The 12,775-nt window shown below is 31.5% G+C and carries 13 protein-coding genes; 8 read left to right on the forward strand and 5 right to left on the reverse strand.

The features are described 5' to 3' along the window. From Q0616_RS05610 to Q0616_RS05620, 3 genes are all read right to left on the reverse strand, one after another. The coding region (locus Q0616_RS05610; RefSeq protein WP_298775698.1) for a hypothetical protein at positions 1–197 on the reverse strand (197 nt) is incomplete at its 3' end. 32 nt (positions 198–229) lie between these two features. Continuing rightward, entirely contained in the window at positions 230–685 is a 456-nt protein-coding gene (locus Q0616_RS05615; protein ID WP_298775700.1) for a hypothetical protein, read from the reverse strand. 176 nt (positions 686–861) lie between these two features. Beyond that, positions 862–1,017 carry a hypothetical protein gene (locus Q0616_RS05620; protein ID WP_260543174.1) on the reverse strand — a complete coding sequence of 52 codons (156 nt, stop codon included), beginning with the start codon at positions 1,015–1,017 and terminating at the stop codon, positions 862–864. Positions 1,018–1,263: 246 nt separating this feature from the next. Here Q0616_RS05620 and ffh point away from each other — a divergent pair, with 246 nt between their 5' ends. The 6 genes from ffh (at position 1,264) to Q0616_RS05650 (ending at position 6,146) form a co-directional block, all read left to right on the forward strand. After that, positions 1,264–2,625: a signal recognition particle protein gene (gene ffh, locus Q0616_RS05625; protein ID WP_171622081.1), complete on the forward strand. Its 1,362-nt coding sequence runs from the start codon at positions 1,264–1,266 to the stop codon at positions 2,623–2,625. A 269-nt stretch (positions 2,626–2,894) separates the two neighbouring features. Then, positions 2,895–3,656 (forward strand): type I methionyl aminopeptidase, encoded by a 762-nt coding sequence (map, locus tag Q0616_RS05630; protein ID WP_171622082.1) that lies wholly within the window; start codon positions 2,895–2,897, stop codon positions 3,654–3,656. A 6-nt stretch (positions 3,657–3,662) separates the two neighbouring features. Beyond that, entirely contained in the window at positions 3,663–3,962 is a 300-nt protein-coding gene (locus Q0616_RS05635) for a hypothetical protein (RefSeq protein WP_171622083.1), read from the forward strand. Between the two features lie 209 nt (positions 3,963–4,171). Beyond that, positions 4,172–4,744 (forward strand): YceI family protein, encoded by a 573-nt coding sequence (locus Q0616_RS05640; RefSeq protein ID WP_171622084.1) that lies wholly within the window; start codon positions 4,172–4,174, stop codon positions 4,742–4,744. Between the two features lie 81 nt (positions 4,745–4,825). After that, positions 4,826–5,590 (forward strand): 4,5-DOPA dioxygenase extradiol, encoded by a 765-nt coding sequence (ygiD, locus tag Q0616_RS05645; protein WP_171622085.1) that lies wholly within the window; start codon positions 4,826–4,828, stop codon positions 5,588–5,590. Positions 5,591–5,627: 37 nt separating this feature from the next. Next, a complete protein-coding gene (locus Q0616_RS05650) occupies positions 5,628–6,146 on the forward strand; it encodes a YceI family protein (RefSeq protein ID WP_188320206.1) in 519 nt (172 codons plus the stop codon). Between the two features lie 49 nt (positions 6,147–6,195). On the opposite strand, the gene Q0616_RS05655 is transcribed toward Q0616_RS05650, so the two are convergent. After that, entirely contained in the window at positions 6,196–7,665 is a 1,470-nt protein-coding gene (locus Q0616_RS05655; RefSeq protein WP_260543168.1) for a sodium:alanine symporter family protein, read from the reverse strand. 231 nt (positions 7,666–7,896) lie between these two features. After that, positions 7,897–10,236, reverse strand: a complete 2,340-nt coding sequence (locus Q0616_RS05660; protein WP_298775710.1) for an ATP-dependent helicase — start codon at positions 10,234–10,236, stop codon at positions 7,897–7,899. 196 nt (positions 10,237–10,432) lie between these two features. Here Q0616_RS05660 and Q0616_RS05665 point away from each other — a divergent pair, with 196 nt between their 5' ends. Together Q0616_RS05665 and Q0616_RS05670 are read left to right on the forward strand one after the other, a co-directional pair. Beyond that, the gene (locus Q0616_RS05665) at positions 10,433–10,885 is read left to right on the forward strand and encodes a Fur family transcriptional regulator (RefSeq protein ID WP_171622088.1); all 453 of its coding nucleotides are present in this window, start codon (positions 10,433–10,435) and stop codon (positions 10,883–10,885) included. A 185-nt stretch (positions 10,886–11,070) separates the two neighbouring features. Beyond that, on the forward strand, positions 11,071–12,744 hold the full coding sequence (locus Q0616_RS05670; RefSeq protein WP_260543166.1) for an OstA-like protein: 1,674 nt from the start codon (positions 11,071–11,073) through the stop codon (positions 12,742–12,744). The last annotated feature ends 31 nt before the right edge of the window (positions 12,745–12,775 follow it).

Raw genomic sequence — 12,775 nt, forward strand, 5'->3', positions numbered from 1 at the left:
TGCAAATAAAGGAATTGTAAAATAGAACTAAACAAATGATTTGCATTCAGATTTGCAGGATAATAAGTGTACAACAAAGGATAATGAAATAATGTCGTATACAAAGGCGAAAAACTATCTATAATGTTAAGATTAAGAAGATTTATTCCTTCAAAATCTATTTTTTGATGAGTTTGATAATATGTAATTCCTGCCAAATAAATATCTTCATGACTTAATTCAAATTGATTTAAATATGCACCAATTTGTTGAAGAAAGAAGTGTTTAAATTGTGATTCGTAATTAACTTATATGTTTTACCTTCAAATTTTTCAATGAAATCTAACTTAAATGTCGACTTTAAATTATCGTTTATAATTGATTCAAAATCAAATGATTTATTTCTAATTTTGTTAACGTAAATTTCGTTGTATGTATAAATAATTTGTTTGATCGGTTCTATGTCTAATGCTTCAAATGGATTGATTTCAGCACTTGACGAAGCATACAATGTAAACAATCGACGGAATTCTTGTTGAATTTTTTCTTCTTCTACAAACATATTCATCAATTGATTGGTATTTGCAGCAATTATACTTTCTCCTAAAAAGAATAACATACCAGCTTTTAAATCATCATCAAAACCACATCTTTCAAGGGTTTGATCAAAGTAAGTTTTGAATGGACTTTCAGTATTTTGGTTCATATCGACTTCTTTATTTTATTATTTAAAGGGTAAAAGTATTGAATTTTTGAGGATATAAACTTGTATTAACAAAAAAAACACTTCGTAAAGAAGTGCTTTTTTTTAAAGTTTATAATTGATCACTTTAGTTACAAACTGCTGTTTTTCTAAAGTAGAAAGCAAATACTTTTGTTCAACTATTGCTTGTTCTTTTTCTGATAATTTTTTTCATAACCTGTCTGTATATCATTTAACGAATTAATTTCTCCATTTTCTAATAAATGATTCTGAAACTTTGTATATCTATCCGCTAATTTTCCAAAAACATCTTTTGCTATTAATGTCTGCTTCATAAATTTCTGTTACATAAACCTCATTATCTTGTCCATAAGCTATGGAAAAAAAATAAGTTTGATTACCCTTTGTTTGACTGAAAACCACCTCAGCAACAAAGAATAAAAATAAGACTAAACCTTTTCTCATTCTACCAAATTTTGAAGGCGCAATTTAACTAAAATATTATTGAAGTATGGTGTATTGTGTTATTTTATATTATTCGATATAATTTTTTTATATTTGCGTTCTAAAATTGACTCAAAATGTTTCAAAATCTTCAGGATAAATTAGATAAAGCATTACATACCTTAAAAGGAAAAGGACAAATTACAGAAATTAACGTTGCTGAAACTGTGAAAGAGGTGCGTAGAGCGCTTGTTGATGCTGACGTTAGCTACAAAGTTGCGAAAGACTTTACGAATGTTGTAAAAGAAAAAGCATTAGGAGAAAATGTAATTACTTCGTTAAATCCAGGACAATTAATGGTTAAAATCGTTCATGACGAATTAGCTAAATTAATGGGAGGAGAGGTAACAGAATTAAATATAGATGATAACCCTACGATTATTTTGATTGCAGGTTTGCAAGGTTCTGGTAAAACAACTTTTTCTGGTAAATTGGCAAACTTCCTTAAAACAAAGAAAAACAAAAAAGTATTATTAGTTGCTGGTGACGTTTATCGTCCTGCTGCAATTAATCAACTTCAAGTTTTAGGAGAGCAAATTGGTGTTGATGTCTATGCTGATTTAGAAAATAAAAATCCTGTAGAAATTGCACAGGCCGCAATTGCACAAGCAAAACAAAACGGAAACAATGTAATTATTGTCGATACAGCAGGTCGTTTAGCAATTGATGAACAAATGATGGATGAAATTCGTCGTGTACATCAAACAGTAAATCCTACAGAGACTTTATTTGTTGTAGATTCTATGACAGGGCAAGATGCTGTAAATACAGCAAAAGCTTTCAATGATGTATTGGATTATAACGGTGTTGTTTTAACAAAGTTAGATGGTGACACACGTGGTGGAGCTGCTTTAACGATTAGAACAGTTGTCGATAAACCAATTAAATTTATTTCTACAGGTGAAAAGATGGAAGCGTTAGACGTTTTCTATCCAGAACGTATGGCGGATCGTATTCTTGGAATGGGAGACGTTGTTTCGTTAGTAGAACGAGCTCAAGAGCAATTCGATGAAGAGGAAGCTAAACGTTTGCAAAAGAAAATTGCTAAAAACAGTTTTGATTTCGACGATTTCTTGAAACAAATTCAACAAATCAAACGTATGGGTAATATGAAAGATTTGGTTGGAATGATTCCTGGTGCTGGAAAAGCATTGAAGGATGTAGAGATTGATGATAACGCATTCAAAGGTGTTGAAGCGATTATTCATTCAATGACGAAAAAAGAACGTCAAAATCCAACGATTATTGATAACTCTCGTAAAAAAAGAATAGCAGCAGGGTCGGGGACTTCCTTACAAGAAGTGAATCAATTGTTGAAACAATTCTCTGAAATGGGAAAAATGATGAAATTTATGAATTCTGCGAATGGTAAAAAGATGATGGAAACAATGTCTAAAAATATGCCAGCAGGAGGATTCCCAGGAATGCCAAAAATGTAATTAGTTATATATTATAATATTTTAAACGTTTGAAAACGTAAAATGCTCCAAACTAAGATGTTTTTTTGGAGCATTTTTAGTATAAAATACTAATTAACTCACTTTAAACAAAAAAATCTTTCATTAAAAAATGCATTTAAGAGTTGAAGGAATTTTGTTTAAAAAAATCTATATATCACAAATTTTTATCAAAAAAATCAGATTATTCGTAATAATAACCCGTAAATTTGCAATCGATTTCAGACTTCGAAATCAATAGAATTTAAGCAATGATTATAGAAACAGAGGAAGAGTTAATCGGAATGAAAAAAGTCAGCGAAGCTGTAGCCGTTACTCTTAAAGAGATGAAAGATTATGTAAAACCTGGAATGTCAACAAAAGAATTAGACGATTTTGGAGCTACCATTATGAAGAAATTCGGTTGTAAATCGGCACCTTTTGAGACTTATCAATTTCCTGGTTATACATGCTTAAGTGTAAATGAAGAAATTTGTCACGGAATTCCAAGAGCAGATAAAATCCTTAAAGATGGAGATGTTATCAATATTGATGTCTCTGGTGAATTAGGTGGTTTTTGGGCTGATAACGGTGGGTCAATTGTTGTTGGTGAGGATGTAAACGGTTATCAAAAAATTGTAGATGCTTCAATTTCGGCTCTTCAAAAAGCAATTGGTGCGGTTAAATCTGGCGTTAAAATTGCAGATATTGGCGGTATAATCGAGAAAGAAGCAAAAAAACATCATTATCATGTGATCGAAAATCTGACAGGTCATGGTGTAGGACGTTCTTTACACGAAGAACCTTTAGATTTATTGAATTTTAGAGATATAGATGATAAACGTCGTTTCCGTAAAAATTCGGTTATTGCTTTAGAAACGTTTATTTCAGAAAACTCTTACGAGGCAATAGAACAAGCTGATGGTTGGACAATGATTGGAAATGCACCAGGAGTGTTTGCGCAACATGAGCATACTGTTTTGGTTACATCTGAAGGTCCAATGATTCTGACACATATGAATGGTAATTGGTAAAATTATATGAAGAAAAACGAATATATTAAAATTGACCGTGAAGTGGTCAAAAAGATGAGCGAAGATATACAAGCTTATTTAGTAGAAAATAACCTTGAACATGTTAAAACAAAAGACATGATGCCTTTCTTAATTGAAAAAGGATATTTTCCTCATGATCGCAAAAAAGGATATCCTTTGCGTCAAATTTTAACTGATCTTAAAAAGTCAGAAGAGTTACATTTATTACCTCAAGCTTTTCCAGAATATTTGGAAATTGAAAATAAAAAAACTTCTACATATTGGTATTTTAGTCCAGTAAAATAAAGCATAAGCACTTCGAAAGAAGTGCTTATTTATTTTGTATTGGTTTGATTTTCAAGTGATATTGGAATATTAATTGATGCTGTTTAAAAAGACGTTTTATAAATGTAACAAGAAATAGCTCATTTCTTATCTTAAGTCAATGAAATACGGATGTGACCTAAGTTACCTTTGCAGTATCAATAATTAATAAAAGATCAAAAATAGACAAAATGAAAAAATTATTATTCACTTTATTGTTATCAGCAGCATCAATCTCTGCATTTGCTCAAAACTATACAAATGATAAAGCACATTCAAAATTAGGGTTTTCTGTATCTCACATGACGATATCTGATGTAGAAGGACAATTTAATAATTTTGATGCTCATTTAAACTTTACAAAAGAAGATTTAAGTGATGCTAAATTTCATGTAATTGCTGATGTTAATTCGATCAACACAGGTATCGAAGCGCGTGACAATCACTTGAAATCAGCCGATTTCTTTAATACAGCTAAAAATTCTAAATTAGAGTTTTCTTCAAAAGGAATTACACGCGTTAAAGGAAATCAATTTAAAATGACTGGAGATTTAACATTGAATGGTGTTACAAAACCAGTTGCTTTAAAATTAGTGTACAACGGAAGCATTAACAATAATGGTGTTAAAACTTACGGATTTACAGTAAAAGGTAATGTAAAAAGAAGTGATTTTAATGTGGGAGGAAACTTTCCAGAAGCTGTTGTAGGTGATGTCGTTACATTAACATCTAATCTTGAATTTGCTACACCAAAAGCAAAATAAATTTTAAAAAAATAAACTATAAAAATCGTGAATTTCAATACGTTAAAATCTGTTACTTCAAGTTTTAGTAAAACAGAAAAAATGCCAGTATTATTTTTAGGTCATGGTTCACCAATGAACGCCATCGAAGAAAATATATTTGTTGAAGGATGGAGAAATATTGGAAAAACAATCCCAAAACCAAATGCTATTTTATGTATTTCGGCGCATTGGGAAACAAAAGGAACGAAGGTGACTGCTATGCAACAACCTAAAACCATTCACGATTTTTATGGTTTTCCTCAAGCTTTATTCGACGTTCAATACCCAGCAGCAGGAAGTCCTGAATTAGCAAATGAGATTAAAAATTTAATTAAAACGACACCAATCGATTTAGATCACATATGGGGTTTTGATCATGGTTCTTGGAGTGTAATTAAATTTTTGTATCCAAATGCGGATGTTCCGATGATAGAACTAAGTTTAGATGTTTTTAAAACGCCAAAAGAACATTACGAATTAGCAAAAGAGTTAGATGCTATGCGAAGTAAAGGAGTTTTAATTGTAGGAAGTGGAAATGTTGTTCATAATTTAAGAACTTTAAATTGGAACGAACCAACCGCTGGCTATGATTGGGCTTATGAGGTAAACGATACCTTCAAAAATATTGTTCAATCAGGTAATCATGATGAATTATTTCATTTCGTGCAAAAGGGAACTGCTTATAATATGGCGATTCCTTCGATGGAGCATTATTTACCAGCTGTCTACGCATTAGCATTACAAGACAAAAAAGAAGAGGTAACAATTTTTAACGATCATTTAATTTATGGTTCATTGGGAATGTTATCTTTTAAAATAGGTTAAAGAAATTTAACAATTTAAATAACAATAAAAACAATTTATTATGACAAAATGGAATTTAGATCCGTCTCATTCAGAGGTTCAATTTAAAGTAAAACATATGGTGATTTCTACAGTAACTGGAAATTTTGATCATTTTGAAGCAGATGTAGAAAGCAACAGCGATGATTTTTCAGAAGCAAAATTTGCATTTGATGCAAAAATTGATTCTATAAATACAAGAAATGCCGATCGTGATGGACATTTAAAATCAGTTGATTTTTTTGCTGCAGATCAATTTCCAGAATTAAAATTTAAAAGTACTTCAGGAATTAAAAATGGTAAAATTGAAGGAATTTTAGAAATTCGTGGAGAGAAAAAACCTATTACGTTAGATGCAGATTTTGGAGGTGTAATCAAAGATCCTTATGGTTTAACTCGTGCTGGATTCGAATTTACAGGAGAAATAAATCGTAAAGATTTCGGATTAGGATGGAGTCAAGTTACAGAAGCAGGAGGATTAGTTGTATCTGATAAAGTAAAATTATTGGTAAACTTAGAGTTTACTCAAGCCCAATAATCTATAAGTTTTAATAGCAAAAAAAGCCACTTAATTAAGTGGCTTTTTTTTATTCAGTTTTATTTTTATTCTCCCAGAAAGTGGCATTTTTAATACCTATTTCTAATGGATTAAAATCTGGGTTTTGAATACCTTTTTTACGTTTGTCTTTGTAATCTTTCCAAACTTTAAGTCCAACACCGCTCAATAGTAAAATTGCAATAATATTTACCCAAGCCATTAATCCTACACCAATATCACCAATCGCCCAAGCTGTTTCTGCAGTTTTGATTGTTCCATAATATGTTGCTCCTAAAAAACAAACTCTCAAAATCCATACATAAACCTTACGATTTCCTTTTTTGAAAATATACATAATATTGGTTTCAGCGTAATAATAATACGCCATAATCGTAGTAAAGGCAAAAAAGAAAAGAGCTATCGCTACAAAGCTATTTCCAAATGTAGGGAAATGACTTGAAACAGCAGCTTGCGTAAAGCCAGTATAATCAACACCAGGGATATTTTGCGTAATAAAATTCCCCGCTTTTTCGGGATGACTTACATTATATTTACCTGTAAATAAGATCATAAAAGCTGTGGCTGTACACACAAATAAAGTATCGATATAAACAGAGAATGCTTGAACTAAACCTTGTTGAGCAGGATGATTAACTTCGGATGCTGCAGCGGCATGAGGAGCAGTACCCTGTCCAGCTTCATTTGAATAAATCCCTCTTTTAATTCCCCAAGCTATAGCAGAACCAAAAACTCCACTGTAAAGAGATTCTTGATTAAATGCTGAAGAAATAATTAACCGTAGAACAGAAGGAATTTGATGAAAATTCATCCCAATAATTACAATAGCCATTAAAATATAAGCACCAGCCATAAATGGAACGATAAATTCGGATGCTTGTCCTAAACGCTTTACACCTCCAAAAATGATTAATGCTAATAAACCAATAATACTAATACCAATAATATTGATAGGTATTCCAATAACGTTAAATACAGGAATATCAAAAGCATTGTTTAAAGCAGAAGAAATACTGTTTGATTGCACTCCAGGTAACAAAATACCACAACTTACCATCGTAATAATAGCAAATAAAATTGCATACCATTTTATACCTAATCCTTTTTCGATGTAATACGAAGGTCCTCCACGGTATTCACCATCTATTTCTTGTTTATAAACTTGTCCTAAAGTTGATTCGATAAAAGCAGATGCGCTTCCTAAAAATGCAATAAACCACATCCAAAAGATTGCTCCCGGGCCTCCCATAGCGATTGCTGTTGCTACACCTACAATATTTCCTGTACCAACACGTCCCGAAATAGCTAATGAGAAGGCTTGAAATGGTGTAATTCCTTTATCTGATTTATTACCACTAAAAAGTAAACGCACCATATCTTTTAAGTAAGTAATTTGTAGAAAACCTGTACGAATCGAAAAGTAAATTCCAGTTAATGCGCAAAGTCCAATCAAAGCATACGACCAAACGTAGCTACTTACGATATTTATAATATCATCCATTGAATAAAAATTTGTTCTTGTGTTTATTTGTGATGCTAAAATGCTAAAAAAATCTTAATAATAATCTCTAATCTATTTATTTATTCAAAAAAATTATTAATTCGAAGAAATATATTCTAAATTTTGAAGATAATGCAATTAAATATTTAGTTTAATTAATATTGATTAAATAATTGATTTTCAAATAAAAAAGACTACATATAATCTGTAGTCTTTTCATTATCAATGTATTTATCGAATTACTTTTAGCTTAGCAAAATTTAAAAGCAATTTCTTTTCTCCAGCATTATCAAAATGTATAATTGCTTTCATATCCGAAGGCTCTCCTTGTAAATCTTTTACAACTCCACGCCCAAAACGATCGTGAACAACGACTTGTCCAATTTGTAGACCTTGTGCGTTAGCAGGTGAAGTCCCGCTACTTTTAGTTTGATTTACAGGTTTGAAATTTGCACGAGGCTGCGCAGGTTCAACCCTTGCACGTGGATTTTGTCTTGCCACAGATTTTTCTCTTTGTTGATAGGGTTGAGGTGTTGGTTCGTCACCAAAAAGATCTGCGGATAAACCACTATTGTTACTTGCTCTTGCAGAAATATGTAAATTTTTCCATTCTAAGAAACGATCATCAATTTCTTCTAAGAAACGAGATGGTTCACAATCAATAATTTTTCCCCATCGAAAACGAGAAACGGAATAGGTCATATATGCAACTTTCTCCGCTCGTGTTAAAGCAACATAAAATAATCGACGTTCTTCTTCCAATTCAGCACGCGTGTTCACACTCATCATAGAAGGAAAAAGGTTTTCTTCTAGTCCCGCAATAAAAACGACAGGAAATTCTAAACCTTTTGCTAAGTGAACAGTCATCAAATTTACTTTGTTATCATCGTCCTCTTCGTTATCTGCATCGGTTGCTAAAGCAATGTTTTCTAAAAAACCTCCTAATGACGCATCTCCTTCGTCTAATTGTTGTTGTTCTTCAACATATCCTTGAATAGAGTTTAATAATTCTTGCACGTTTTCTAAACGCGAAACACCTTCTGGCGTTGAATCTTCTTTTAGTGCATTCAATAATTGTGTTGTTTTCGCCATTTCCATTGTTACTTCGTAAACGTCATGTGATTTTAACATGACTTGGAAACGTTTAATCATCAACACAAAATCATTTAATTTATTGGATGTTCCAGCATTAATACCAATCGTTGGCGCATACATCGCTATATTTTCAATTAATGAAAATAAACTCATTTGATGTTGATCAGCTGCCACTAAAAGTTTAGAAATCGTCGTTTGACCAATACCTCTTGCAGGATAATTAATTGTACGTAATAAAGCTTCTTCATCATTCTGATTGATCAATAGTCGCATATAGCCAACCATATCTTTAATCTCTTTACGCTGATAGAAAGAAGTTCCTCCATAAACACGGTACTGAATTCCTTTCTTTCGTAAAGCTTCTTCTAAAGCACGAGATTGCGCATTAGTACGATATAAAATAGCAAAATCTTTCGGCTGTAAATGCTCATTGATTTGTCTTTCCCAGATTTGAGTTGCAATAAAACGAGCTTCATCCGCATCTGAAAGACCTCTATAAATGGCAATTTTTTCTCCAGTTTCGTTTGCAGTCCAAACGTTTTTCTCTAATTGGTCTTGATTCTGTTTAATAATTTGATTCGCCGCTTCGACAATCATTTGTGTAGAGCGATAATTCTGTTCCAACGGATACATTTTTGCATCTGGATAATCAGATTTAAAGGATAATATATTTCGAATGTTAGCACCACGGAAAGCATAAATTGATTGAGCGTCATCGCCAACTACACATAGGTTTTCATAACGAGATGCTAATGCTTTTACAATCAAATATTGCGAATGATTAGTATCTTGGTACTCATCCACCATTATATATTTAAAACGTTCTTGATATTTTGCTAAAACTTCTGGAAAACGCGTCAAAATTTCGTTGGTACGCAACAATAAATCGTCAAAATCCATTGCGCCAGATTTGAAACATCGGTCGACATACGCTCTGTAAATATCACCCATTCGAGGTCGCATTGCTTCGTTATCTGCTTCAATTAATGCTTGATTGTTGTGATATGCTCTTACCGTAATCAAGTTATTTTTGTATTGTGAAATACGTCCTAAAACTTGTTTTGGTTTATAAATATCTTTATCTAAATGCAATTCGTTAATAATCTTTGTCATTACCGAAACAGCATCTTGTTGATCGTAAATTGTAAAATCTGATGGATAACCTAATAATGGTGCTTCTACACGAAGAATTCTTGCAAAAACAGAGTGAAAAGTACCCATCCAAAGCGACTTGGCATTTGATTCTCCTACAACTTGTCCAATACGTTCTTTCATTTCACGTGCTGCCTTATTGGTAAAGGTTAATGATAAAATATTAAACGCATCAACACCTTTGTTTAATAAATGAGCAATTCGATAGGTTAAAACTCTTGTTTTTCCAGAACCTGCACCTGCAATAACCATTACAGGACCTTCAGTTGCTTCTACAGCTAATCGCTGCGGTTCGTTTAGTTTTTCTAAATAATTTTGTTCCATCGTGTACAAAGTTAACCTTTGTCGTGTAAAGGATAAAATAATTTTAAAAGATTATATATCTTTCTGAATAGGGATGTTGATAAAATATTTGTATTTATAAAATTAAGTTATAATGAGATAGATAATAGAAACTATTTGTAGGGATTATCGTTGTTTTCATTTAGAAATAATCCCTATATTTACACAAATTTTTTATATGACAGACGAATCAGTAAAATTAAGTAATTACGAAGTAGTAAAGCAAGTGTTTACGAATTTCTTGGAAGAACATGGACATCGTAAAACACCTGAGCGTTATGCTATTTTAGAGGAAATTTATTTTACAGATGATCATTTTGATATAGATATGTTGTATATCAAAATGAAAAATAAGAAATACCGCGTAAGCCGTGCTACATTATACAATACAATTGAATTGTTGATGGATGCTAAATTGGTTCGTAAACATCAATTTGGAGATCAACAAGCACATTATGAGAAATCATATTTTGATAAAAATCATGACCACATAATTTTGGCTGATACGGGAGAAGTTTTAGAATTTTGTGACCCAAGAATTCAATCAATTAAACAAACAATTGAAGAGGTTTTTGATATCAAAATTGATAATCATTCATTGTACTTCTACGGGACAAGAAATAAAAAATAAACTTGATTTTAAAGACATATACCAAGACCTTTTATTTGATAAAAGGTCTTTTTTAATTTTGTGAAAAGTTTAAGTAATCAGACGCTTTATAACTATATAAATAATTTTTTGGACTAAAAAAATAATACTAATTTTGGCTAACACTTTTTTGAAGTGAACGAAAGATTAAATTAAAACAGAAGTAATTGTTAATTAACTATATCAATATAAATAAAACAGGAATAAAAGTAGCTTTTTTACTATCATGTTTTATGGCGTTAAGTGTTTTTGCACAACAAAAACCGAAAAAAGAAAAAGTTGTTTTAAAACACGCTGATTTAACAGAACGTAATCCGAAATTATTTGAGGGTAACGAATTTCTATCAGGTAATGTTGTCATCGAATATAAAGGTGATGTGATTTCTGCTGATAGTGCGGTTTTATACCGTGATAAAAATTTAGCTGTCGTATGGTCGAATGCACGTTTAGTGAGTAAAGACAAAACAATTACGGCACATAAAATGGAATATGATGGGAATACAACTGTTGCAAAAGCTTTTACAGACGTTGTATTAACAGATCCAACTTCTCGTATTACAGCAGATTATATGGACTATAATCGAACAACGGAAATCGCAACTGGGATTGGAAAAGTAGAAGTAAAAACACCTACACAACAAATTAGTTCCGAAATAATGATTTACGAACGATTGACAGGTAATATCATTGTGAATGATAATTATAAAACAATTGGTTCTGACGGTACATTAGTAGAAGGAAAGAATGTTGTGTATAATGTAAAAGAAAAATCAGCTACATTTGGTTCAGAAGTTTTTATTACGAATAAAGATTATACCATTTATTCGAGAAAAATGACGACGAATGATATAACTGGAATTACAACTTTCCGTGATTATTCTAAAATTACTCGTCGAAACGATCCATCACAATACATTATTACTTCGGACGGAGATTTTAATAAACAGACAGGAGAAGCTTGGCTAAGAGAAAACTCGAAAGTATATTATCAAAATAAAACCTTAACTGCAAAAAATCTATATTTTAACGATAAAACTGGTTTTGGAAAAGGAGAAGGTGATGTATTTTTAGATGATCCATTAGAAAAAAGATTCTTGAAAGGAGATTATGGAGAAGCATTCAAATATTTAGATTCTGCGTTTGTAACAAAAAATGCTTATGCTGTAAAAGCGTTTGATAAAGACTCACTTTACATTAGTGCCGACACTTTGTTAGCTGTAAAACGTCACGATGTTGATTCGACATCATTAGTTAAAGCTTTTCATAAAGCACGTTTTTATAAATCGAATGCGAACGGAAAAGCTGACTCATTGGTGTATAATCAAACAAAAGGTTTAATGCAATTCTATAAAGATCCTATTCTTTGGTCGGATGACAATCAAGTAACTGGTGATTTTATCGAAGCATATACCAATGCTAAAACAGAGAAAATCGATTCGATGAAAGTGTTCAACAATGCATTTGTAATTGCAAAAGTTGATACGATTTCAGAAAATGAATTTCATCAAATTAAAGGGAAATATTTAACCGTTCTTTTTCAAGATGATAAAATAGATTTTATCGACGTCGAAGAAAATGCAGTAGCTCTAACTTATATGGACGATACTGATCCGAAAACAAAAGAAAGAGAACGATATGGTGTTAATATTTCGTATTGTGGAATTATTGAAGCTGATGTTGTTGGAAATGAAGTAGAGTTGGTAGCTTGCCGAATTAAATCAGATGGAAAAATGTATCCTTTGTCTAAATTTCCTGAAGAAATGCGTTATTTACCCGATTTTAAATGGCGAATTTCTGAGCGTTTAAACAAATGGCAAGACATTTTTATCAAATCGAAATAATCTTTTCTTAAATTATTCGTTTAATCTCTAA

It is taken from the genome of uncultured Empedobacter sp., assembly GCF_937930195.1.
Lineage (GTDB): Bacteria > Bacteroidota > Bacteroidia > Flavobacteriales > Weeksellaceae > Empedobacter > Empedobacter stercoris.

Excerpts from the sequence above, each read along its gene's own strand:
- Q0616_RS05635 (WP_171622083.1), top strand. The coding sequence starts at position 3,663 with ATGAAGAAAAACGAATATATTAAAATTGACCGTGAAGTGGTCAAAAAG.
- ffh (WP_171622081.1), top strand. The coding sequence starts at position 1,264 with ATGTTTCAAAATCTTCAGGATAAATTAGATAAAGCATTACATACCTTA.
- Q0616_RS05655 (WP_260543168.1), bottom strand. The coding sequence starts at position 7,665 with ATGGATGATATTATAAATATCGTAAGTAGCTACGTTTGGTCGTATGCT.
- ygiD (WP_171622085.1), top strand. The coding sequence starts at position 4,826 with ATGCCAGTATTATTTTTAGGTCATGGTTCACCAATGAACGCCATCGAA.
- Q0616_RS05665 (WP_171622088.1), top strand. The coding sequence starts at position 10,433 with ATGACAGACGAATCAGTAAAATTAAGTAATTACGAAGTAGTAAAGCAA.
- Q0616_RS05640 (WP_171622084.1), top strand. The coding sequence starts at position 4,172 with ATGAAAAAATTATTATTCACTTTATTGTTATCAGCAGCATCAATCTCT.
- Q0616_RS05615 (WP_298775700.1), bottom strand. The coding sequence starts at position 685 with ATGAACCAAAATACTGAAAGTCCATTCAAAACTTACTTTGATCAAACC.
- Q0616_RS05620 (WP_260543174.1), bottom strand. The coding sequence starts at position 1,017 with ATGAAGCAGACATTAATAGCAAAAGATGTTTTTGGAAAATTAGCGGAT.
- map (WP_171622082.1), top strand. The coding sequence starts at position 2,895 with ATGATTATAGAAACAGAGGAAGAGTTAATCGGAATGAAAAAAGTCAGC.
- Q0616_RS05660 (WP_298775710.1), bottom strand. The coding sequence starts at position 10,236 with ATGGAACAAAATTATTTAGAAAAACTAAACGAACCGCAGCGATTAGCT.